Source organism: Mesorhizobium sp. P2_D5, assembly GCF_056404355.1.
Window position 1 is genome coordinate 85,874 of sequence record NZ_JBFUEE010000007.1, and the last position, 22,022, is coordinate 107,895.

Below are 22,022 nucleotides of genomic sequence, written 5' to 3' on the forward strand. Positions count from 1 at the left end.
CGGGTCCGATTTGTCGGGTTATTAAGAAATTCCTTACACCAGCGATTCACGACCGGCAATCGGGGCCATCGGGTGGTTTTCGGGTGGCGAGACTCTGGCCGGGATGCCATATTGTTCTGGATATGTACCGGGACGAATGCCGGATTTCGCCACTTTGCGGAAAGGAACGCATCATGGAAACGACATCTTCGATCACAGCCGGCCACGCAGTGTTAGAAACAGTGATCGGCTTCATGGGCATCGCCTGGAGCGAAAAGGGCCTGATCCGGCTCTGCCTGCCCGAACGCAGCCGCGAGTCGGTGGAACGGCGGCTGATGCGCCATGCCGGCGTTTCCGCCTCCACCGCGCAGCCGCAATGGGTCGTCGACCTGATCGCCTCGATAAAGGCCTATGCGGCCGGTGAGGATGTCGACTTCACAGGCGTACCCGTCGATCTCGACGGCATCGACGACTTCCGCCTCGCCATCTACGGCGCGGCGCGGAAGCTCGGCTATGGCGAAACCACCACCTATGGCGAACTGGCCAAACGCGCCGGCCATGGCGGTCTGCCGCGCGAAACCGGTGCTGCCCTTGGCGCCAATCCGGTGCCGCTGGTTATTCCCTGCCATCGCATCCTTGCCGCCGGCGGCAAGATCGGCGGCTTCTCGGCATCCGGCGGCTCGAACACCAAGGAGAAGATGCTGGCCATGGAAGGCGTGCGCGTCGGCCCGCCGCCACCGGCGCAGGTTTCATTCGGGTTCTGAACCATCTCTCTGTCGCAATTCCCTAGGGAAAGCGCTTCACACTTTTCCTGGAGTTGCTCTAGTCGTTGTGAAAGAAGCGCCGGTGGAAATGCCGATCATAATCCGGCCGCTTGCAGGTATAGACCGGACAGGACCTGGTGTCGGCGCTCGGCACGTAGGCGCGTGCCCTCACCTCGCCCATGGTGCAGAACTGCTCGCTCTGCACATAGCGGTCATAGAGCGGCAGGCCGGGCACCCGCGTCGACTGGTAACGCAGGATGACGGCGCCCTGCCGCGCGATCGTCGACTGCACGCGCCCGCAGCTCATACGCGTCGGATCGTAGCGCGAGATCGCCTGCGCCTCGGCGGCCACCAGCGTCAGGCAGGCGGCAAGCAGAATGGTTTTCATGATCCTCTCCCCAAGCTCCTCCCGGATTGAACACCGCCGGGGCCCGATCCTGTTGCGACGCTCACACGCGATTGGGGCGGCCATTGGGCGGCATCCTGATCACGGCCTTCTCACGCAGTCTTGTTTTTCGTGCGAAAGCAGCCTATATGCGTTCCATTGATATTTCGGCCGATCGATCCGGGCCTCGCGATAATCGCGTTTGCTGACGTCTATCTCCAAAATCTCGATGCACACCGGCTGGACTTCGGTCCGGTCAATCTAAAGCAAATGTGAAGGACTATCTAAATGGCAACTGGAACGGTCAAGTGGTTCAACGCCACCAAGGGCTTCGGCTTCATCCAGCCTGACGCGGGCGGCGCGGACGTATTCGTCCACATCTCCGCTGTCGAGCGTGCTGGACTGTCGACGCTGGTCGAAGGCCAGAAGATCAACTTCGAGATCGAGCAGGACCGCCGCACTGGCAAGTCGTCCGCTGGATCTCTGAGCAAGGCAGCCTGATTTTGCGAATGGCGCGCGCCGGGCGAGAGCCCGGGGCGCGCGGCAAGTCACGGATGTACTGACAGTCGCGCGAGAAGCGCGCCGGAGCGGAAAGACCCGAAAAGCTGGATCAGCAGATAGCTGCCAGCCCGGACCGGACGCTCCCGATCAGGCTACCGAAAATGGGAAGGCGGGATTTATCCCGCCTTTTTGTTTGTCTGGGGTTGAGACGCCGACAATTGGCGACGTTGCTCACCCCACCCAGTCCATCGGCACGTGCCCTGGATCCGCTTCCACCCGGCCAAGCCAATTTGCCACCGCTGGATAGGCATCAAGCTGGAAGCCGCCCTGCTCTGCCGTATGCGTATAGGCATAGAGCGCGATGTCGGCGACGCTGTAGGCGCCGCCAGCGAAGAACGCGTTGGTTTCCAGATGTTTGTTCATCACGCCGAGCGCCTTGTTGCCGCGCTCCAACGTCACCGCCAGCCGCTCCGGCGTCGCATCCCGGGCGCGTTCGGGAAAGGTCAGCAGCGCCTTGCGCACGGCGATATAGGGCTCGTGGCTGTATTGCTCGAAGAACAGCCATTGATAGGCCAGTCCCCGTTCGTACCTGTCCGCCGGCAGGAATCGCGTGCCCTCGGCGAGATAGAGCAGGATGGCGTTGGATTCGGCAAGCCGGCGGCCGTCGTCGAGCTCGAGCAGCGGCACCATGGCGTTCGGGTTCTTGGCGATATAGTCCGCTTTTCGCGTCTCACCCGTATGCGAACTCACCTCGACATTGGTGAAGGCGAGGCCAAGCTTGGCCATCAGCAGCCGCGGCTTGTAGCAATTGCCGCTGTCGATCATGCTGTAGAGTATCATTGCCGTGCCCCGATGCGCTGCCTCTGCCGGTGGATTATCGCAGCGGCTCCCGCCGCAACCAATGATTTGTTTTGGCACGACCATCAGCGCTGCTGATGTGTGAACGCATGAGGGCGTTCAAGGGCGTGACGAGATTCAGGTCAGGCCGAGTCGAAAACGGTGGATTCCGAGAACCGGAACGGAGCGTACATTTGGGTACGTGAGTACCGGAAGCGCAGGAAGCTGCCGTTTGCAGGCCGGCCTCACCTGAATATCGAGGCGCCCTAGCCGAACAGCGGCACAACCTTGCTATCCCTGCCAAGCAGCGTGTCGACGGAGAGCGGCTCTTCGTTGAAGATCGTGCCGGCCAGCGCCGGGCGGGCGAGAAGAAACCCCTGCAGCAGGTCGACGCCGCCTTCGAGCGCGACGCGCAGGTGTGTGGGCTGCTCGATGCCTTCGACCAGCACCTTGGCGCCACGGTCGTGCAAGGTCGAAACCAGCGGGCGGAAGAACCGTTCGGCGGCGGCATGGCGGCAGAACTCGGCGAACCAGGTGCCGTCGATCTTGACGATGTCGGGATGGAGCAGGCTGACCCGCTCCTCCGTCGAGTGGCCGGTGCCGAAATCGTCGATGGCGATGCGGATCCCGTCGCGCCGCATTTCGCGCACCAGTCGGATGAGAAGCGCGTCGTCGGCCGCCTGTTCGGTGATTTCGCAGACCAGCATGGCCGGCGCGAGGCCGAAATCGCCGAGATACCTGGTCATCAGCCGGATCTCGGCCAGCGCTCGCCCGGGATGGTCGTTGATCAACGGATTGTAGTTGAAAAACAGATCGAGTCCGTCGACGCCGATGTTGTGAAAATTCCTGAGGTGAAGCACCCGGCACATGGTCTCGACAAACAAGCGGTCGGAAGCGGCGATGCTTTCGAAAAACACCTTCGGCGCACCGGGGCGGCCGGCACGGTGCGGCTCGATCAGGGCTTCGACCGCGACGGCGTGAAGGAAGCGGCCGCGCGGAGCGAAAATCGGCTGATAGGCGCTGCGCAGCCGGAACTCGCCATGGATGCCGTATTCGATACCGACTTCGTCGACCTGGATCGCGTTGCCGACATCGCGCCGCCGCTCGCGCCTCATGGCGCCACCTTGCGCCCGAAGGCTTTTGCTGGCCGTGTCGCGTGCGGTGGTGCCGGTTGGACAGGCGCGGCTTCAACGGCCGTGGAGGCGGCCTGCTGCGCGGATTTGCCGAAGACGCGAAAGCTTGTCGGCGCTAGCTCGGGCCGCGCCAGCACAAAACCCTGCACCATCGACGCTCCCGACTTCTCGGCGAGTTCCAGTTGCCAGCCCTCCTCGATGCCCTCGAACACCGTGCGGATGCCTTGCTGCTCGAAACTTTTCACCATGGTGGTCAGCAGCGCGAAGCCGGCCCCGGACTCCATCAACTGCGTGATCCAGAAGGCGTCGAATTTGACGATGTCGGGCTTCAGCTCCTTGATGCGGTTGATGTCGGAATCATCGGCGCCATAGTCGTCGACGGCGATGCGAAAGCCGTTGGCCCGAAGTGCTGCGACGAAACTGTGCAGGGTCTCCTGCGACGCCGAGCGCTGCTCGGTCACTTCGCAGACCACACGGCGCGGATCGATGCCAGCCTCGTGCAGCACCAGCCGCATTTCGCGCAAGGCATTGTCGGCAACGGTGCGCTCGGTGAACACCGACGGGTCGAAATTGACGAAGATCGATGCTTCTTCAGGCAGGCAGGCGCCGGCGTTCAGAAGATGCAGCGTCCTGGTCAACGCCTCGACATGGAGGCGGTCGGCGGCCGGGCAGGTGCTGAAAAAGCTCATCGGCGATTGCGGCTCGCCGTCGCGGAACGGCCGGATCAGCCCTTCGAACGCCGCCACCGACAGCTTGCCCTCGTTGAAGGCGAAGATCGGCTGGAAGGCGCTTTGCAGCGTGTAGATGCCCCAGACACCGGTGGAGGTGCCGTCGTCGTGACGGATGATGTGGGCAAGCCCGATGCTGCGCGACACGGTTCCTCGCTCCGCAAACTGGCGGTCAAACTGTGATCCTGTCACGCAAGCCTCTACCGCCCGTTAATGAATTTATCGTTGCCGATCACGGGTCCTTGAGGCCTGGATCAGGCGACAATGCTTGCACTGCGCGAAATCATGCGACATGAGAAGCGCCGCGGCCGCTCCCGGCCCGCGCCGACCTTGTTTGGAGATATCCGGTCATGGCCTTTCTCGCCGACGCCCTTTCCCGCGTAAAGCCTTCCGCGACCATTGCGGTGACGCAGAAAGCGCGTGAGCTGAAAAATGCCGGCCGTGACATTATCGGCCTCGGCGCCGGCGAGCCGGATTTCGATACGCCCGACAACATCAAGAATGCGGCGATCGAGGCGATCCGCCGCGGCGAAACCAAATATCCGCCGGTGTCGGGCATCGTGCCGCTGCGCGAGGCGATCGCGAAGAAGTTCAAGCGCGAGAACAATCTCGATTACAAGCCCGAGCAGACCATTGTCGGCACCGGCGGCAAGCAGATCCTATTCAACGCCTTCATGGCGACACTGAACCCCGGCGACGAGGTCATCATACCGCGCCCCTACTGGGTCAGTTATCCTGAGATGGTGGCGATCTGCGGCGGCACCTCCGTGTTTGCTGACACCTCGATCGACAACGGCTTCAAGCTGACCGCCGCGGTGCTGGAAAAGGCAATCACGCCCCGCACCAAATGGCTGCTGATGAACTCGCCGTCGAACCCGTCGGGTGCAGCCTATACCGAGGTTGAATTGCGCGCGCTGGCCGACGTGCTGTTGAAGCATCCGCATGTCTGGACGCTGACCGATGACATGTACGAGCACCTGACCTATGGCGACTTCGTCTTCAAGACCATCGCCGAAGTCGAGCCGAAACTCTACGAGCGCACGCTGACCATGAACGGCGTGTCGAAAGCCTATGCCATGACCGGCTGGCGCATCGGCTATGCCGCCGGCCCGGTGGCGCTGATCAAGGCGATGGACATGATCCAGGGCCAGCAGACCTCGGGCGCCTGCACCATCGCGCAATGGGCATCGGTCGAGGCGCTCAACGGCCCGCAGGACTTCATCGCCAGGAACAAGGCGATCTTCCAGGGCCGGCGCGATCTCGTCGTGTCGATGCTCAACCAGGCGCGCGGTATAAGCTGCCCGTCGCCGGAAGGCGCCTTCTACGTCTATCCGTCCTGCGCCCAGCTGATCGGCAAGAAGACCAAAGCCGGCAAGCTGATCGACACCGACGAAACCTTCTGCTCGGAACTGCTCGAGGCCGAGGGGGTCGCAGTGGTGTTCGGCTCAGCCTTCGGCCTCGGCCCCAATTTCCGCATCTCCTACGCCACTTCGGAGACGCTGCTTGAGGAAGCCTGCACGCGCATCCAGCGCTTCACGGCATCGCTGACCTGATCAGGCCAGTCTTGAAATTGAAAACCCGGCTTCACCGCCGGGTTTTTTGTTGGCAACGACGCCGCCTCACAGGCTCGGCACTCAGCCGCCATATTGGACTGACGTCACCTCTTCCAGCCAGTCGGCGTGGACACCGTCCAGCGCCTCCTGCATTGCGATATGCGTCATCGCCGACTTCGGCGCCGCACCGTGCCAGTGCTTTTCGCCAGGCGCGAACGAGATGACGTCGCCGGCCCTGATCTCCTGGACCGGCTCGCCCCATGTCTGGGCAAGGCCTGCGCCTAAGGTGACGTAGAGTGTCTGGCCGAGCGGATGCGTGTGCCAGTGGGTGCGCGCGCCCGGCTCGAAGCTGACCAGCGTGGCCCGCAGCCGCGCCGGCGCCTCCTTCTCGATGATCGGCGTCTGCAACACGCGGCCGGTGAAGTACTTCTCCGGCGCTACGATGGTCGGCACGCTGCCGCAAGCAATGATCTTCATCGGGGTGATCCTGGAACTGGTGAAGCGATCGGCGACAGACGCCGCCCGACATGTGACGAAAAATGCATTCTCGGCCGATATCATCCGAGGCGCAACCGGCCGTTTCGCCCACCGCCGCAAGACCGATTTTTCTCCTTAACCATGAACGCTCCCCGCACCGTGTCGCGGCACGGAAAGATGGCGAATTCAATGTCTTCTTAACAGCTGCGCTCTAGCCCTGAGCCTGCATTTCAAGGGGCGATGAGATGAGCATACTGGCGACGATCAAGGATCACAGCGGCCGGATCTACCGCGGCATCCAGTTGCTGCTTCTGATCAGCATCGGCGCCGCGGTGCTTGGCGCGGTCGACCTGTCGCGAAACCTGCCCTCCAGCAACGCCTTCGCGGTCTCGATCCTCGCCACCAGCTTGGCCCTGATGGCCCTGATGTATATGCGCAGCAGCGTCGTCAATCGCTTGCGGTCGGCCGCCGCCGCAGAGGCGGAAAAGCATCATTTCCTGACCAGGGACGCGATGACCGGGGCGATGACGCGCCGCTATTTCCTCGAAGCGCTGCACGGCAGTCTCGGCAGCATGCGCGACCGGCACGATGCGACCTTGCTGTTGATCGACGTCGATCACTTCAAGCAGCTCAACGACACGTTCGGACATCAGTTCGGCGACCTCGCTCTGGCGCATCTGGTCAAGACGGCCGAGCGCATCTTTGCCGGAGGCATGGTCGGACGGCTCGGCGGCGACGAATTCGGCGTCATCGTCCCGCACAACGATCTCGCCATCATCAGCAAGAAAGTCAGGCGCTTGCTGGACGCCATGCGGGCCGGGAAATCGCATGAGGGCAAGACCATCCCACTGTCCATTTCCGTCGGCGTGGCGCTGGCGCCGGCACATGCCTCGAACACGACGGAACTGATGCTGGTCGCCGACCTGGCGCTCTATGAAAGCAAGGCGGCGGGCCGTGGCCGCGTCACCGTGTTCGACGAGGAGATGCTGTCCGACAAGCGCTATCGTCGCCTGGTCGAGCGGGAGTTGCGCGCGGCGGTCTATCTCGGCGAACTGGAGCTGCACTACCAGCCGATCGTCAATCCGGACAGTTCCACCTGTGGCTTCGAAGGGCTGATCCGCTGGCGCCACCCGGTTCGTGGTCTGATCTCGCCGGCCGAGTTCATTCCGATCGCCGAACGCTCGACCCTGATCGACATGCTCGGCGAGTGGGTGTTCAAGCGGGCCTGCGCCGATATCAGCCATTTCCCGGGACGCCGCATTTCGATCAACGTATCCGGCGAACAGCTGAAGCGTGACGAGATCGTCACCATGTGCGATCGCGTGCTGAAGGAAACCGGCCGTTCCGCCGCGCAATTCGTCATCGAGATCACCGAGACGGTGGCGACCGCCGCCACGCCCGAAATCCTGCGGCGCCTCGAAGCGTTGCGCGGCCTCGGCTTCCACATCGCGCTCGACGACTTCGGCACCGGCCATTGCGGCTTCAACTATCTGAAGACCTTGCCCGTCGACAGCATCAAGATCGACCGCTCCTACATCCGCAGCCTCGCCCATGACCAGGTGGCGCAGATTTTCGTTTCGGCGCTCGCCCAGATCGCACGCATCCAGGACGTCACCATCGTCGCCGAGGGCGTCGAGACGCAGGAGGAATTCGCCCTGGCCAAGGCTGCCGGCTGCAATCGTTTCCAGGGCTATTTCTTCGGCCGGCCGGCGCCGCGCGACAAGCTTGGTTCGTTGCATGCCGTCCATGCCGAGCCGCTGGCGCTGAGCGCCTGAGGCGACGGCCGAAGAGTTTCTATTTTTCTTGCCCTGCCGGCAAACAAGTGGGACGATGGTTTCGGGCAGGTGGCCAAACCAAAAGAACCCCGCCCGCGACGGTCGAACAGGCCGGCCGCCGCTCAGGACCGATTGACCAAGCCTGAACCATGCATGCCAGTCGGTCCTACGGGAAACGCCTGAGTGGAGGTCAGTCATGGGTACTCGCGCCGGAGGACGACGCACGGGACCGAAATGCATTGCCATAATCGGTCCCTTCGCCAGCGGTAAGACGACACTTCTCGAAGCCATATTGGCCCGCACGGGCTCAATTCCCCGACAAAACCCCGTCTCATCGGGCAACACCGTTTCAGATCATTCGCCAGAGGCGCGGGCCCACGCGATGAGCGTCGAGGCGACCTTCGCCACCACCGAATTCATGGGCGAGCAGCTTACTTTCGTCGATTGTCCCGGCTCCATCGAATTCTCTTTCGAGGCCGAGCCGGTGCTGGCCGCCTGCGACCTCGCCGTGGTCGTTGCCGAGGCCGACGAAAAGAAGATCCCTGCCCTGCAGCTGATCATGCGCAGGCTCGACGATCTCGGCGTGCCGCGCATCCTGTTCCTCAACAAGGTCGACAAGGCAATCGCCGGCGTGCGCGACACGCTGAAGATGCTGCAGCCGGCCAGCGCCGTGCCGCTGCTGCTGCGCCAGATTCCGCTGCGCAAGGATGGCGTCGTCATCGGCTCCATCGATCTGGCGCTGGAGCGCGCCTACATCTATCGCGAATATGCCGAAAGCGAAGTGGCCGAAATACCTGGCGATGACAAGGCGCGCGAACTGGAGGCGCGCTTCTCCATGCTGGAGACGCTGGCCGATCATGACGACCAACTTATGGAACAACTGCTCGAGGAGATCGAGCCGCCCAAGGACGCCATCTTCGACGACCTCGCCGCCGATCTGCGCGATGGCGCGGTGACGCCGGTGCTGATCGGCACCGCCGAGAAAGGCAACGGCGTGCTGCGCCTCTTGAAGGCGATCCGCCACGACGCGCCCGACATCGAGGCGACCCGCAGGCGGCTGGGCGCGCCCGACGGCGCGGCCACCGTGGCTCAGGTGATGAAGACCATCCACACGCCGCATGGCGGCAAGCTGTCGGTGTCGCGCATCCTGTCCGGCCAGGTCGTCGACGGCTCCGAACTCTGGCTGCCCGGCGGCAACACGGCGAAGGTTTCCGGCATCTACCGAATGCTCGGCAAGGATCAGTTCAAGCTCACCATCGCCAAGGCCGGCGACACTGTGGCGCTGGGCAAGCTGGATGAGGTCAAGACCGGCCAGACGCTGAGTTCGGCCAAGGGCGGCATCAAGCCGCTGCTTGAGTTCGAGCCGCCGCAGCCGGTCTTCGCTTTCGCGCTGCGCCCCAAGGAGCGCAAGGACGAAGTGAAGATGTCGGCCGCCATCCAGCGGCTGGCGGAGGAAGACCCCTCGCTCAGCCTGCGCCACAACCAGGACTCGGCCGAGACCGTGCTGTCGGGCCATGGCGAGATGCATCTGCGTGTCGTGCGCGAGCGGCTGGAAGGCAAGAACCAGATCCCGGTCGAAGGTCATGCGCCGGCGGTGCCCTATCGCGAGACGATCCGCAAATCGGCGCAGCAGCGCGGCCGGCACAAGAAACAGTCTGGCGGCCATGGCCAGTTCGGCGACGTGGTGATCGAGATCAAGCCGCTGCCGCGCGGCTCCGGCTTCCAGTTCACCGACACCATCACCGGCGGCGTCGTGCCGAAGACCTATATCCAGTCGGTCGAGACTGGCGTGCGCGACTATCTGAAGTCGGGCCCGCTCGGCTTTCCCGTCGTCGATGTCGCCGTCAACCTCTCGGACGGCTCCTACCACGCGGTTGATTCCTCCGACATGGCCTTCCAGATGGCGGCCAGACTGGCGATGAAGGAAGGCATGGCCGCCTGCTCGCCGGTGCTTCTGGAACCGGTGATGAAGGTCGAGATCGTCACGCCCTCCGACGCGACCTCGAAGATCATCGCGCTCATCCCGCAGCGGCGCGGCCAGATCCTCGGCTATGATGCGCGGCCTGACTGGCCGGGATGGGATGTTGTCGAGGCGACCATGCCGCAGGCCGAGATCGGCGACCTGATCATCGAGTTGCGCTCGGCGACCGCTGGCGTCGCCAGCTACCGCGCCGTCTTCGACCACATGGCCGAACTCACCGGGCGTCTCGCCGACGAAGCGATGAATGCCAACGGCAAGGCTGCCTGATTCGGTCTTCCCCTCGAACCCCGGTTCGAGGGGGGCCAAATGAAAACGACGCCCGGCGGGGACCGGACGTCGTTTTATTCGCGGACCGTTTCCCAGGAGGCAAAACGGAAGGTCCGCCGCATCTGGCGCCGCCGAACTTCGGCAGCGAAAATGGTTCGGACGCGGTAGCCGCCTGAGCCCGGGCCGTTCGAGTGATGCCCCCATCTCCCGCACGACCACACCGCGTCCTATGGTGTGGATAGCACGTGTCGGGCGTCCATGTCATGTTACCTGAGGTTACATGTCACTGTTACGTGGCAATTCTGATGAATTTTCGAGTTGCTCCGGCAGGGCTCGGGCAACAAAAAAGCCGGATCAACGAAGATCCGGCTGAGTTTGATTGGAAGTGCCTGTTAAGGCTAACCTCCAGAGGGGAACACTCTAGGGCGCTAATGGGAGGAGAACGCGCCCAGGAGATGATCTGTATATGTGCTCATCATGCCCAAGAAACAAGCATCTATTTTGCAACACACGCATGCAAAAAGACGCAGGCTGTGGTCTAACCCATATCCGAGACCTATAGGACCAGCAAAATCAGCAAAACGGAGTGTACGGAGGCGCGATTCTCACTACAGAATCGCCAATCGCGATCGATTTCTGTGCCCAAATGCCAAAACCGCGCAATGATGTGGAAGCAGGCAGCAGCCGTTCATTTATCAGGCAGTCAGGGAGGAAGCACCCAATGCGGACGTTTTCGGCGATCGCCGGCAGCGCGGCGTTCTTCATCGCCGCACCCGGCGTGGTTGCCGGGCTGGTGCCCTGGCTGTTGACCGATCGCTGGGGCTTGCCATGGTCGAGCCTGCCGGGCTTTGTGCCTGTTGGCGGGCTCCTGATCGTCACCGCGATCGCTGCACTGCTGCATGCCTTCGGCCGCTTTGCGCTCGAGGGGCTGGGCACGCCCGCTCCGGTTGCACCGACCGAGAGACTGGTGATCGGCGGCATCTACCGCCATGTCCGCAACCCGATGTATGTCGCGGTGCTGTCGATCATCCTCGGCCAGGCGCTGCTGTTCTCGAGTTTGACGCTTGCCGCCTACGCGACCATCGGCGCGATCGCCATGGTGTCGTTCGTCCGGCTCTACGAGGAGCCGACACTGGCCCGCCGCTACGGCGCGCAATACGAAATCTATCGCCGCGCCGTGCCCGCCTGGCTGCCGCGCCTGACGCCCTGGCGGGGGTGATTCTAGAACTGGATGAAGACCAGAAAGTCGGACGCCAGGGGTGGATCAGAAAGACCAGCTACGCGCCTTGGCGATGATGAAATCGCGAAAGACATGCAGCTTGGCCTGGTTCTTCATCGCGTCCGGATAAGCGAAATAGGTGTCGAATGACGGCACCTCGGTCTCCGGCAGCAATTGCACCAGGTCGGAATCCTTGTTGATCACATAGTCGGGCAGCATGGCGATGCCGGCGCCGCCCTGCACCGCGCGCTTGATCGACAATATGTCATTGATCTGCAACGTCGGCACCCTTTGTCCGCCTTCGAAATCGCCAATCGTTTCCAGCCAGTTCAGTTCCGACAGATGCGACGGCACCGGCACGCCGAAGGTGACGATGCGATGGCTCTTCAGCTCGGCCACCGAAGCCGGCTTGCCGTGCTTGGCGACATAGGTGGGCGAGGCATAGAGGTGGAAGTGTACGGTGAACAGGCGGCGCTGGATCAAGTCCGGCTGCTGCGGCTGGCGCAGCCGGATGGCGCAATCTGCCTGGCGCATGGTGAGGTCGAGTTCCTCGTTGGCGAGGATCAGCTGCAGGCTGATTTCGGGATAGAGCTCTATGAACTCCTGCACCCGCTCGGTCAGCCAACCGGCGCCCAGCCCGACGGTGGTCGTCACCCTGAGCACGCCGGAGGGGCGATCCTTGGTCTCGGTCAGCCGCGACTTGATGGTTTCGAGCTTCATCAGCACGTCATGCGCCGTGCGGAACAGCATTTCGCCCTGCTCGGTCAGCACCAGCCCGCGGGCATGGCGGTTGAACAGCGGCACGCCGACATCATGTTCGAGCGCGCTGACCTGCCGCGAGATCGCCGATTGCGACAGATGCAATGTCTCGGCCGCATGGGTAAACGACCCTGCCTCCGCCGCAGCGTGAAACACGCGTAGCTTGTCCCAGTCCAACGCCATGCTACCCCTCGTTCTGTTTTGGCGTCTGAATGAAAAATCAGGCTTTTACACGGCGTTTCTAAGTCGCCTTCTGAACTCTTTATTCCGCCGCTTCACGGTGCACTTCGATGCCGGCCAGATACTTCTCCGCCTCGAGTGCAGCCATGCAGCCGAGCCCCGCTGCGGTCACCGCCTGGCGGTAGATGTCGTCGGTCACGTCACCCGCCGCAAACACGCCGGGAACGTCGGTGCGGGTCGAATCCGGCGCCGTCCACAGATAGCCGTTCGGCTTCTGCTTCAGCTTGCCGGCAAACAATTCGACCGCCGGCGCGTGGCCGATGGCCACGAACACGCCGTCGACCTTGAGATGTGTTTCCTGGCCGGTCACCGCATGCTTGAGCTTCAGCCCTTCGACCGAAGGCGGCAGCGGCGCCTTGCCGGGACGGCCGGTGATCTCGTCGACGATCGTGTCCCAGATGATACGGACATTGTCCTTCTTCAGGAGCCGCTCGCGCAGGATGCGCTCGGCGCGGAAATCGCTGCGCCTATGGATGACCGTCACACTCTTGGCGAGGTTCGACAGGTAGAGTGCCTCTTCCACCGCCGAATTGCCGCCGCCGACAACAGCGACATCCTTGCCGCGGTAGAAGAAGCCGTCGCAGGTGGCGCAGGCCGACACGCCGAAGCCCATGAAGGTTTGTTCGGTCGGAATGCCCAGCCATTTGGCCTGCGCGCCAGTGGCGATGATCAGCGCGTCGGCGGTGTAGCTGGTGCCGGAATCGCTCTTGGCGCGGAACGGCCGCACATTGAGGTCGACCTCGGTGATGATATCGTTGATGATGTCGGTGCCGACATGTTCGGCCTGCTTCAGCATCTGCTCCATCAGCCACGGCCCCTGGATGGGGTCGGCAAAGCCGGGATAGTTCTCGACATCGGTGGTGATCATCAGCTGCCCGCCCTGCTGCAGGCCGGCGACCAGCATCGGCTTCAGCATGGCGCGGGCGGCGTAGACCGCCGCCGTATAACCGGCTGGGCCGGAGCCGATAATGAGAACGGGCGCGTGCTTGGTGGTCATCTAGAAGCCTCTGCGGAGGGCTGCCGGCATTGCGGCATGGAAAACTCGTCGATATCGCGCGTAATGTAAGTGTTGCCCACGGCGCCAGCAAGGCAGGTTGGCATTCGTCCCCGGAAAGCTTTGTCGCACCCCTGTCGCCGCTTTGATCGGCCGAAATATTCCGAGCGAGGGATGGAATGGACAGCGAAGTCGTTTAATTACAAGATCACGCAAGATTCTTGCGTATTGCCCTGACTTATCGAGAGCCCTCATGCCGCTCAAGGCCGATCTCGACGCCATCGACTGGAAGATCCTGCGCGAGCTTCAGGCCGATGGCCGCATGACCAATGTCGAACTATCGAACCGCGTTGGCATTTCGGCGCCGCCGTGCCTGCGCCGCGTCAAGCGGCTGGAGGAAGCCGGCATCATCCGCGGCTACCGCGCCTTGCTCAACGCGCCGGCGCTCGGCCTCGATGTCGTTGCCTTCTGCCTGATCGGCCTGCATCACCAGGCCGACGCCGAACTGCGCACCTTTGCAGAGCGCACCCGCGGCTGGCCGATCGTGCGCGACGCCTGGATGGTATCGGGGGAATCCGATTTCCTGCTGCACTGCGTGGCGAGCGACCTGGGGGCCTTCCAGACCTTCGTCATCGAGGAGCTGACTTCGACCCCGAATGTCGACACGGTGCGCACCGCGCTCACCATCCGCCGGGTCAAGGACGAGGGGCTGGTCTCGTTTGCACAGCCTTGAGGCTGGTCGACGGCAGCACCACATCGTCCCCGCTCGATGCGAATTCCCGGCTTCGCCATACCAGGGCCGCTTTCGCATTCGACAGGCTCTGGTGTAGAAAGCCGGAGCGTTCTGACGGACGTGGCTGCTTTGTTGGTTTCCTAAGGCAATTTCAGGAAAGTGTGACGGGTTTTTCGACAGGGCTTGCGTAACAACAGATGGCGCAAGCAGCGTAATTTCACAGAACAGTGTGCTGTAGAGTGGGATCATGACTCGATTTTCTAGTCCGGTTTCGGCGCTCATCATCTGCATGAACGAAGCCGACATGATCGGCCCGTGCCTGGAGAGCGTCGACTTCTGCGCCGACATCGTCGTCGTCGATTCAGGTTCGACGGATAACACCCTGGACGTCATTCAGGAGTTCATCGCCAAGGGCTACCCGATAAGGCTGTTTCACAACGATTGGCCGGGTTTCCCACGTCAGCGGCAATTCGCGCTTGATCAAGCCACGCAGCCATGGTGCCTTTCGATTGAAGCCGATGAGGCCGTCGACGACCTGCTCAGGCGGTCGATAGTGACCGTGACGCAGCCTCACAACGGGGCCATCGACGGATGGTTCGTAAGACGCCGCGACAAGCTGAAAGGCTATGGCTATGCGCACCGCTGGGTGCTGCACAACAGGCTGCTGCGTCTGTTCCGCCGCGACAAGGCCACCATGGACATTGACCTGCGGGTCCATGAATCGTTCGAGGTGCCGGGCGAAACCGGTACGATTGAAAATGGCGTGTTGCTGCATCGCCGCGAAATGACTGTCGCGGAGGATCTGGCAAGGGCCAACACCTACTCCAGCCTCAAGGTTGCCACGCTGGTCGAGAGAGGCAAGAAGCCAGGCTTGATAAGGCTGGTCCTGTCGCCGCTCGGCAACTTCCTGAAATTCTACCTGGCCAAGCGCTACTTCCTGTGCGGCCGGCATGGCTTCGTCTATTCGATGATGGTGATGGTGTATTCGTTCGCCACCGAGGCCAAGCTTTATGAAGCTTCGCGAGACAACGATCGGACTTGAGGCCAAATTCCACTTTCGGAATTATGCCCCCCTTGCTTTGATGCAATTCCGGACGGAAAGCCGTTTCACACTTTTCCCGGAGTTGCTCTAGCCCGACATAGCGCCGAGTGCCGCTATTGCGGCGAGCAGGCCACCCAGATCCTCGTGGTCGCGCCAGGGCTGGACTGTAAAGCCCGATTGAACGGCCGCTTCGCCGTCGACCAGCCAGCCCTGCAAAAGTCCGGCGCGCTGTCCCGCCTCCATGTCCGCCTGCTTGTCGCCGACGATCAGCGATCGCTGCAGATCGAGCCCGAGACATTTGGCCGCCTCCAGCAGCATGCCGGGATTGGGCTTGCGCATCGGATGATTGGCGATCGCAAGCGGCCCCTCGCCCGCCTCGTGATAGGCGCAGGCAAGGACCATATCCACGAACGCGTCGTCGGCGCGCAGCAGGTCGAGCACGCGGCCATTGACGGCGGCGAAATCGCTCCAGCCGTAGTAGCCGCGCGCGATGCCCGACTGGTTGGTGACGATGATGACGGGAATGCCGGTCTGATTGGCGGCACCGATCGCAGCGGCGATATCCTCGCGCAGCACCATTTCGGCCGGGTCATCGGGATAGCCGGTGTCGAGATTGATGGTGCCGTCGCGGTCGAGAAACAGTGCAGGCGTACCGGTCGGAAAAATCCTGCTATCGATCCGCTCTACCCACAGTCCGGGCTCCTTGAGCGGATAGGGTTCGAGCTTCACGACCAGGTCCCGTCAGCCATTGCTGAGACGCGCTTCGACCACTTCGCACAGATGATGATAGAGGCACAGATGCCCCTGCTGGATGATCGGGGTCGAGGTCGAGGGCACGTTGAGCAGGATGTCCGATAGCGGCTTGAGCTTGCCGCCGGTGTCGCCCGTCAGGCCGATCACCGTCATGTCCATCATCCGCGCGTGCTCGGCAGCGGCGAGAATGCTCGGCGAATTGCCGCTGGTCGAGATTGCCAACAGCACGCCGCCCGCCGAGCCATGCGCCTCGACCTGGCGCGAAAACACCGTGTCGAAGCCATAGTCATTGCCCCAGGCGGTCAGCACCGCGGCATTGGCCGGGAGTGCGATGACATTGTAGGCCTTGCGCTCCTTGAGGAAGCGGCCGACCAGTTCGCCGGCGATGTGGATCGCATCGCTGGCCGAGCCGCCATTGCCGCAGATCAGCAAGGCTTTGCCCTGCGAAAGAGCCGTCACGATGGCGCTCACCGCCCGCTCCATCTCGCTCGTCAGGTCGCGCTCGACCATGGCGGAAATCGCGGCCGCCGAGCGGACCAGGTAGTCGTTCAGGTCAGACATGAATTCCTCAGCTTGTGGTGCCGCCGGCGCGCAATTTGCCGATGGTGTTGGTGGTGCTTTTGCCGGCGACGAGATCGATCAGCACGACGCGGCCGCCCGCCTTCCGCACCACATCGGCACCGACCACGGTGTCGATCGTGTAGTCGGCGCCCTTGACTAGTATATCGGGCAGCAGCGCTTCGATCAGCGCCAGGGGCGTGTCCTCCTCGAACACCACGACCGCATCGACCGAGGCAAGGGCGGCGAGCACACAGGCGCGGTCATGCTGGTCGTTGACCGGCCGCCCGACGCCCTTTAGCCGTCGCACCGAAGCATCGCTGTTGAGGCCAAGCACCAGCCGGTCGCACTGGCTGCGCGCCGCGTGCAAGAGACTGACGTGGCCGGCATGCAGGATGTCGAAGCAGCCATTGGTGAAGCCGACGCTCAAGCCCTCCTCCTTCCACGCCGCGACCATGCGCGCGGCCGACGTAGCGTCGAGGATGGCATCCTTGTGGGCGGTCGGCCCGTGCGAACGGAACAGCGCACCGGTGAGTTCCTCGACCGTCAGCCGCGCGGTGCCGCGCTTGCCCACCACGACGCCGCCGGCAGCATTGGCGATCGATGCCGCCGAGACAGGGTCGGCACCGGCCGCCAGCGCCAATGCAAAGCTCGCGATCACCGTGTCGCCGGCGCCCGAAACGTCGAACACTTCGCGCGCCTGGGTGGCGATATGGCGCGCCTCGGTCGGGTCGACCACGCTCATGCCCTTTTCGCTGCGCGTCGCCACGACGAAATCGAAGCCATGCGCTGAAATCAGCTGGCGTGCCGCCGCCACGATCTCGTCATCGGCGAACACCGCATGGCCGACAGCTTCCCCAAGCTCCTTGCGGTTGGGGGTGATGGCGGTCGCTCCGGCATAGCGCGCATAGTCGCGGCCCTTCGGATCGACAAGCACCGGCTTTCCCGCCTCACGGCAGATGGCGATCAAGTCGCCGGCGACGCCGTCGAGCAATATGCCCTTGCCATAGTCGGACAGGACGACGATGTCGGCGCGCGTCAGCGCCGCGCGGAAATGCCGGATCAGACCGTCGCGCTCCGCAACATCGAGCGGCTTGATCTCCTCTTCGTCGAAGCGCAGCACCTGCTGGTTGAGCGCGCTGAAGCGGCTCTTCGACGAGGTCATGCGGCCACGCGCCTGCGCGAGGCCCGCTGTGTCAGCGCCGAGTTCGCGCAGCATGCGCACGAGATTGTCACCGGCAGCATCAGTGCCGATCACCGACACGGGAACAGCGGATGCGCCGAGCGAGACGATGTTGGCGACGACATTGCCGGCGCCGCCCATAGTCGAGGTTTCGCCGCGCCGGTGCAGCACCGGGATCGGCGCTTCCGGCGAGATCCGCTCGATGACGCCGTTGACGAACCGGTCGAGGATGAAGTCGCCGACCACCAGCACGGTGGCCTGGCCAAACCGTGCGATGGCGCGGTGCAGGGGTTCGGGAGAAGGCGGATTGTGCTTGATCATGTCACTGGCAACGCGTGGAAATGGCCGATTTCAACCTTGCGGGTAATCATCAATTGAAGGGCCGGTTCGTTCATGGCGAAGCCGATATACCGCAAATCCACGCAGCGCAACGGCTGGCCATGACCACGATGGCCGGGCGGTCAGGTCTTCTGCAGGGCGACATGGACACCCAGACCGACCAGCACCGCCCCGCCGGCCCGCTGCATCAGGCGCTGTGCACGGCTCGAACGCCGCAAGCAGCCGATCACGGCACCGGCCAAGAACACGCAGACGATATCGGCCGAAGAGAACATCAGATTGACGATGGTGCCCAACACGACGAACTGCAGCCAGACCGGTAGCGCCGCCGAGGTATCGATGAACTGCGGCAGGAAGGCCATGAAGAAGATCGCCGTCTTGGGATTGAGCACCTCGACGGTGACGCTCTCGAAAAAGGCGCGCCGCGCCGATTTCCGCTCGATCGCGGGCAGCGCCATGTCGCCCTCGACGCGCTTGCGGAACAGCGAAACGCCGAGCCAGATCAGGTAGAGCGCGCCGACCAGCTTGACCGCCAGATAGAGCGGCGGCACGGCGTGAAACAGCACCGACAGGCCCGCGGCAGCGGCAAAGACATGCACATAGCCGCCCAGATGAATGCCAAGTGCTGCCGTCAGGCCGGACCAGCGGCCGCGCGCCATCGTCTGCGCGGCGGCGTAGAGCATGGCCGGGCCGGGAATGTAGGCGAAGATCGCCGTGGTGGCGAAAAACGCGATGAGCAGTTCGGTCGACGGCATTCTTCTGTCCCTCACGATCGTCCCGGGTGGCACAAACCGACTGAAGCGGAAGCTTTGCGGCGCCACTGTGACATCCGCTTCGCTGCCTGCTTTATCGACAGCCCACCCTGCCTCCCTTATAAGGGCCGGAATCGGCAAGTGAAACGCGTATCAGGGCCAACAACATGATCATCGTCACGGGCGGCGCCGGCATGATCGGCTCCAACATCGTCGCGGCGCTGAATGCCGAAGGCCATGACGACATCCTCGTCGTCGACGACCTCACCGATGGCCACAAGATCGCCAATCTCGCCGATCTGCGCATCGCCGACTATCTCGACAAGGACGATTTCCTGGGCCGTATGGAGGCTGGCTCGTTCGGCCGCATCGAGGCCGTGTTCCACCAGGGCGCCTGCTCGACCACCACCGAGTGGAACGGCAAGTTCATGATGGAGGTGAACTACGCCTTCTCGAAACGGTTGCTGCATGCCTGCCAGGCGCTGCGCGTGCCCTTCCTCTACGCCTCCTCGGCTTCCGTCTATGGCGGCGGCGCCGAATTTCGCGAAGACCCGGCGCTCGAGCGACCGCTCAATGTGTATGCCTATTCCAAGAAGCTGTTCGACGACTATGTCAGGCGCACCGTCTTCGACACCGATCATGCGCAGGTTGTGGGCTTGCGCTACTTCAACGTCTACGGTCCGCGCGAGGCGCACAAGGGCGCCATGGCCTCGGTCGCCTTCCACCTATTCAACCAGGTCGAGCGGGGCGAGAACCCGAAACTGTTCGGCGCCTATGATGGCTTCGGACCGGGCGAGCAAAGCCGCGATTTCATCCATGTCGGCGACGTCGCCGACGTCAATCTGTGGCTGTGGAAGCGCGGATCGAGCGGCATCTTCAACTGCGGCACCGGTCGCGCCCAGCCCTTCCGTGCCATTGCCGAAACCGTCATCGACACGCTGGGCAAGGGCGAGATCGAATTCATCGAATTCCCCGACCATCTCAAGGGCAGCTACCAGAGCTTTACGCAAGCTGATATGTCCCGTTTGCGCGCGGTCGGTTACAATGGCCAATTCCGGACAGTGGAAACCGGTGTCAGAGACTATGTCGAATGGCTGAAAGCCCAACGATCCTCGTGATCGGCCCACGCTGGGTGGGCGACATGGTGATGGCGCAGTGCCTGTTTTCGGCGCTGAAAGAGCTTCATCCCAACGCCGCGATCGATGTGCTGGCGCCGGCCTGGGCCGCGCCGCTGGTCAAGCGCATGCCCGAAATCCGCCAGCAGATCGACTTTCCGCTCAAGCCCGGCGCGCTGGAATTCACCATTCGCCGGCGTTTTGGCCGACTGCTGCGCGGCCGCTACGACATGGCCTATGTCCTGCCGGGCAGCTGGAAATCGGCGCTGATCCCGTTCTTTGCCCGCATTCCGCGCCGTTTCGGCTATTTGCGCGAAATGCGCTACGGCCTGCTGACCGACATCGTGCCGCTGCCCGACAGCGTCAAACGACGCACGGCGCAGGCTTATTTCGGCCTCGCCCAGGGCGGCCATTTCCGGCCGCCACGCCTGACCGTGGACGCGAAGAACCAGGCCGCCCTGCTCGACCGCTTCGGGCTCGCGCCCCAGAAATTCGCAGCGCTGATGCCCGGCGCCGAGTTCGGCCCGGCCAAGCGCTGGCCGAGCGAAAGCTATGCCGGGCTTGCCCGTGATCTCATGGCGAAGGGTTTGAAGGTCGCGCTGTTCGGCTCGAAGAACGACCGCGACGTGGCGGCGGAGATCGCAGCCCTTGCCCCCGGCGTTGTCGACCTCGCCGGCCAGACCCGGCTGGGGGACGCCATCGACCTGATCTCGGCGGCAAGGCTGGCGGTGTCCAACGACAGCGGGTTGATGCATGTCGCGGCGGGAGTCGGCACGCCGATCGTTGCCGTCTACGGCTCGACCTCGCCACAGAATACGCCGCCGCTGGCGGAACGGTGCGAGTTGGTCTGGCTCGGCCTGTCCTGTTCGCCTTGCCACCAGAAGGTCTGTCCGCTCGGCCACCTCAACTGCCTGAAGACGCTTGAAGTGGAGCAGGTCGTGGCAGCAGCGAAACGCCTGCTGGAAATCCCGGCAGCCGCATGAAGGTCCTCATCGTCAAGACGTCGTCGATGGGCGACGTCATCCACACCTTTCCGGCCGTCGAGGATGCCCGCCTTGTCAGGCCCGACATATCCTTCGACTGGTGCGTGGAAGAGGCATTCGCCGGCATCGTGGCGTTGCATCCGGCGATCGACAGGATCCACACGGTGGCGATCCGGCGCTGGCGCAAGACATTGCTCGACGGCGGCACCTGGCGCGAAGCGGCCGCCTTGCGCCGCACCCTGCGCGACTGCCGCTACGACCTCGTCATCGATGCGCAGGGCCTGCTGAAATCAGCCCTGGTGGCCAGGCAGGCCGGTGCGCCGATCGCCGGCTTCGATCGGTCGAGCGCGCGCGAACCTTCTGCGTCGCTGGTCTACGACGTCACCTACGCCGTGCCGCGCCTGCACGCCATCGAACGCACGCGGCGGCTGTTCGGGCTGGCGCTCGGCTACCAGCCCGATCTTTCGAGGCTGGACTCCGGCATCGTCCCGCCGCCCGGCAATCTGGCCGGCATCAGTGGCAGAATCGCCTTCCTGCTGCACGGCACCAGCCGCGAAGACAAGAAGTGGCCGGTCCAAGACTGGATCGAAACCGCCCGCCTGCTGGTTGAAAGGGAGACGACGCCGGTCACCACATGGTCGAACGAGCGCGAAAAGGCTGTCGCCGAAGCGATCGCCGGGGCTGTTCCGTCAACGGTCGTGGTGCCCAAATCGCCGCTCTCCGACATCGCCGCGATCATCGGCCGCTCGACGTTGGTCATTGGCGCCGACACCGGGCTGACCCATCTCGCCAGCGCCTTCGGCCTGCCGACGGTTGCGGTTTTTCTTGCCACCGAGCCGGGTTTGACCGGGCCGCGCGGGCCATACGCGTCAACGCTTTTGGCCGCACCCGGGGACCATGTAACGCCGGGGCAAGCGGTAGCGGAGGCAGAGAGGCTGCTGGAGCGTAGCCAGGCGGATTGATTTATTCAAT

22 protein-coding genes are annotated in these 22,022 nt (G+C 63.3%); 11 read left to right on the forward strand and 11 right to left on the reverse strand.

Features of this window, described 5'->3' with window-relative positions; all coding sequences use genetic code 11:
- The first annotated feature begins 173 nt into the window (after nucleotides 1-173).
- Nucleotides 174-743, forward strand: a complete 570-nt coding sequence (locus tag AC1DYW_RS26415; protein ID WP_477228150.1) for a methylated-DNA--[protein]-cysteine S-methyltransferase — start codon at nucleotides 174-176, stop codon at nucleotides 741-743.
- Between the two features lie 58 nt (nucleotides 744-801).
- Here AC1DYW_RS26415 and AC1DYW_RS26420 read toward each other — a convergent pair whose 3' ends face one another.
- Complete coding sequence (locus AC1DYW_RS26420) at nucleotides 802-1,131, reverse strand: hypothetical protein (RefSeq protein ID WP_477228151.1); 330 nt, start codon at nucleotides 1,129-1,131, stop codon at nucleotides 802-804.
- Between the two features lie 285 nt (nucleotides 1,132-1,416).
- On the opposite strand from AC1DYW_RS26420, the gene AC1DYW_RS26425 reads away from it, so the two are divergent.
- The gene (locus tag AC1DYW_RS26425; RefSeq protein ID WP_010910991.1) at nucleotides 1,417-1,629 is read left to right on the forward strand and encodes a cold-shock protein; all 213 of its coding nucleotides are present in this window, start codon (nucleotides 1,417-1,419) and stop codon (nucleotides 1,627-1,629) included.
- 231 nt (nucleotides 1,630-1,860) lie between these two features.
- Here the strand turns inward: AC1DYW_RS26425 and AC1DYW_RS26430 are convergent, their stop codons facing one another.
- From AC1DYW_RS26430 to AC1DYW_RS26440, 3 genes are all read right to left on the reverse strand, one after another.
- Nucleotides 1,861-2,469 carry a glutathione S-transferase family protein gene (locus AC1DYW_RS26430; RefSeq protein WP_477228152.1) on the reverse strand — a complete coding sequence of 203 codons (609 nt, stop codon included), beginning with the start codon at nucleotides 2,467-2,469 and terminating at the stop codon, nucleotides 1,861-1,863.
- A 263-nt stretch (nucleotides 2,470-2,732) separates the two neighbouring features.
- On the reverse strand, nucleotides 2,733-3,581 hold the full coding sequence (locus tag AC1DYW_RS26435; protein WP_457152237.1) for an EAL domain-containing protein: 849 nt from the start codon (nucleotides 3,579-3,581) through the stop codon (nucleotides 2,733-2,735).
- Nucleotides 3,578-4,474 (reverse strand): EAL domain-containing protein, encoded by an 897-nt coding sequence (locus AC1DYW_RS26440; protein WP_477228153.1) that lies wholly within the window; start codon nucleotides 4,472-4,474, stop codon nucleotides 3,578-3,580. Before AC1DYW_RS26440 ends, AC1DYW_RS26435 begins: the two co-directional genes overlap by 4 nt.
- Before the next feature lie 203 nt (nucleotides 4,475-4,677).
- Between AC1DYW_RS26440 and AC1DYW_RS26445 the strand changes: the two genes are divergently transcribed.
- Nucleotides 4,678-5,880 carry a pyridoxal phosphate-dependent aminotransferase gene (locus tag AC1DYW_RS26445; RefSeq protein WP_477228154.1) on the forward strand — a complete coding sequence of 401 codons (1,203 nt, stop codon included), beginning with the start codon at nucleotides 4,678-4,680 and terminating at the stop codon, nucleotides 5,878-5,880.
- 81 nt (nucleotides 5,881-5,961) lie between these two features.
- Here AC1DYW_RS26445 and AC1DYW_RS26450 read toward each other — a convergent pair whose 3' ends face one another.
- Nucleotides 5,962-6,357 carry a (R)-mandelonitrile lyase gene (locus tag AC1DYW_RS26450; protein WP_477228155.1) on the reverse strand — a complete coding sequence of 132 codons (396 nt, stop codon included), beginning with the start codon at nucleotides 6,355-6,357 and terminating at the stop codon, nucleotides 5,962-5,964.
- Nucleotides 6,358-6,602: 245 nt separating this feature from the next.
- Between AC1DYW_RS26450 and AC1DYW_RS26455 the strand changes: the two genes are divergently transcribed.
- From AC1DYW_RS26455 to AC1DYW_RS26465, 3 genes are all read left to right on the forward strand, one after another.
- The gene (locus AC1DYW_RS26455; RefSeq protein ID WP_477228156.1) at nucleotides 6,603-8,132 is read left to right on the forward strand and encodes a putative bifunctional diguanylate cyclase/phosphodiesterase; all 1,530 of its coding nucleotides are present in this window, start codon (nucleotides 6,603-6,605) and stop codon (nucleotides 8,130-8,132) included.
- A gap of 196 nt (nucleotides 8,133-8,328) precedes the next feature.
- On the forward strand, nucleotides 8,329-10,380 hold the full coding sequence (locus AC1DYW_RS26460) for an elongation factor G (RefSeq protein ID WP_477228157.1): 2,052 nt from the start codon (nucleotides 8,329-8,331) through the stop codon (nucleotides 10,378-10,380).
- A 721-nt stretch (nucleotides 10,381-11,101) separates the two neighbouring features.
- Nucleotides 11,102-11,599: a methyltransferase family protein gene (locus AC1DYW_RS26465; protein WP_477228158.1), complete on the forward strand. Its 498-nt coding sequence runs from the start codon at nucleotides 11,102-11,104 to the stop codon at nucleotides 11,597-11,599.
- Nucleotides 11,600-11,644: 45 nt separating this feature from the next.
- Here the strand turns inward: AC1DYW_RS26465 and AC1DYW_RS26470 are convergent, their stop codons facing one another.
- Both AC1DYW_RS26470 and trxB read right to left on the reverse strand, forming a co-directional pair.
- Nucleotides 11,645-12,541: a LysR family transcriptional regulator gene (locus tag AC1DYW_RS26470; protein ID WP_095090930.1), complete on the reverse strand. Its 897-nt coding sequence runs from the start codon at nucleotides 12,539-12,541 to the stop codon at nucleotides 11,645-11,647.
- A gap of 79 nt (nucleotides 12,542-12,620) precedes the next feature.
- Nucleotides 12,621-13,595: a thioredoxin-disulfide reductase gene (trxB, locus tag AC1DYW_RS26475; protein WP_477228159.1), complete on the reverse strand. Its 975-nt coding sequence runs from the start codon at nucleotides 13,593-13,595 to the stop codon at nucleotides 12,621-12,623.
- A gap of 250 nt (nucleotides 13,596-13,845) precedes the next feature.
- Between trxB and AC1DYW_RS26480 the strand changes: the two genes are divergently transcribed.
- Nucleotides 13,846-14,325 carry an Lrp/AsnC family transcriptional regulator gene (locus tag AC1DYW_RS26480; protein ID WP_095090929.1) on the forward strand — a complete coding sequence of 160 codons (480 nt, stop codon included), beginning with the start codon at nucleotides 13,846-13,848 and terminating at the stop codon, nucleotides 14,323-14,325.
- Between the two features lie 247 nt (nucleotides 14,326-14,572).
- Nucleotides 14,573-15,367 (forward strand): glycosyltransferase family 2 protein, encoded by a 795-nt coding sequence (locus tag AC1DYW_RS26485; RefSeq protein WP_477228160.1) that lies wholly within the window; start codon nucleotides 14,573-14,575, stop codon nucleotides 15,365-15,367.
- Between the two features lie 87 nt (nucleotides 15,368-15,454).
- On the opposite strand, the gene AC1DYW_RS26490 is transcribed toward AC1DYW_RS26485, so the two are convergent.
- The 4 genes from AC1DYW_RS26490 to AC1DYW_RS26505 form a co-directional block, all read right to left on the reverse strand.
- Entirely contained in the window at nucleotides 15,455-16,096 is a 642-nt protein-coding gene (locus AC1DYW_RS26490; protein WP_477228161.1) for an HAD-IIIA family hydrolase, read from the reverse strand.
- A gap of 12 nt (nucleotides 16,097-16,108) precedes the next feature.
- Nucleotides 16,109-16,681 (reverse strand): D-sedoheptulose-7-phosphate isomerase, encoded by a 573-nt coding sequence (locus AC1DYW_RS26495; RefSeq protein WP_477228162.1) that lies wholly within the window; start codon nucleotides 16,679-16,681, stop codon nucleotides 16,109-16,111.
- Between the two features lie 7 nt (nucleotides 16,682-16,688).
- Nucleotides 16,689-18,182, reverse strand: a complete 1,494-nt coding sequence (gene rfaE1 / locus AC1DYW_RS26500; RefSeq protein ID WP_477228163.1) for a D-glycero-beta-D-manno-heptose-7-phosphate kinase — start codon at nucleotides 18,180-18,182, stop codon at nucleotides 16,689-16,691.
- 140 nt (nucleotides 18,183-18,322) lie between these two features.
- On the reverse strand, nucleotides 18,323-18,955 hold the full coding sequence (locus tag AC1DYW_RS26505) for a LysE family translocator (protein WP_457153558.1): 633 nt from the start codon (nucleotides 18,953-18,955) through the stop codon (nucleotides 18,323-18,325).
- A gap of 164 nt (nucleotides 18,956-19,119) precedes the next feature.
- Here AC1DYW_RS26505 and rfaD point away from each other — a divergent pair, with 164 nt between their 5' ends.
- From rfaD to waaC, 3 genes are read left to right on the forward strand one after another with little or no spacing between them, the layout of a single operon-like run.
- Nucleotides 19,120-20,070: an ADP-glyceromanno-heptose 6-epimerase gene (rfaD, locus tag AC1DYW_RS26510; protein ID WP_095090923.1), complete on the forward strand. Its 951-nt coding sequence runs from the start codon at nucleotides 19,120-19,122 to the stop codon at nucleotides 20,068-20,070.
- On the forward strand, nucleotides 20,043-21,050 hold the full coding sequence (waaF, locus tag AC1DYW_RS26515) for a lipopolysaccharide heptosyltransferase II (protein WP_477228164.1): 1,008 nt from the start codon (nucleotides 20,043-20,045) through the stop codon (nucleotides 21,048-21,050). The genes rfaD and waaF overlap by 28 nt, the downstream gene beginning before the upstream one ends.
- The gene (gene waaC / locus AC1DYW_RS26520) at nucleotides 21,047-22,012 is read left to right on the forward strand and encodes a lipopolysaccharide heptosyltransferase I (RefSeq protein WP_477228165.1); all 966 of its coding nucleotides are present in this window, start codon (nucleotides 21,047-21,049) and stop codon (nucleotides 22,010-22,012) included. Before waaF ends, waaC begins: the two co-directional genes overlap by 4 nt.
- Nucleotides 22,013-22,022 lie beyond the last annotated feature (10 nt).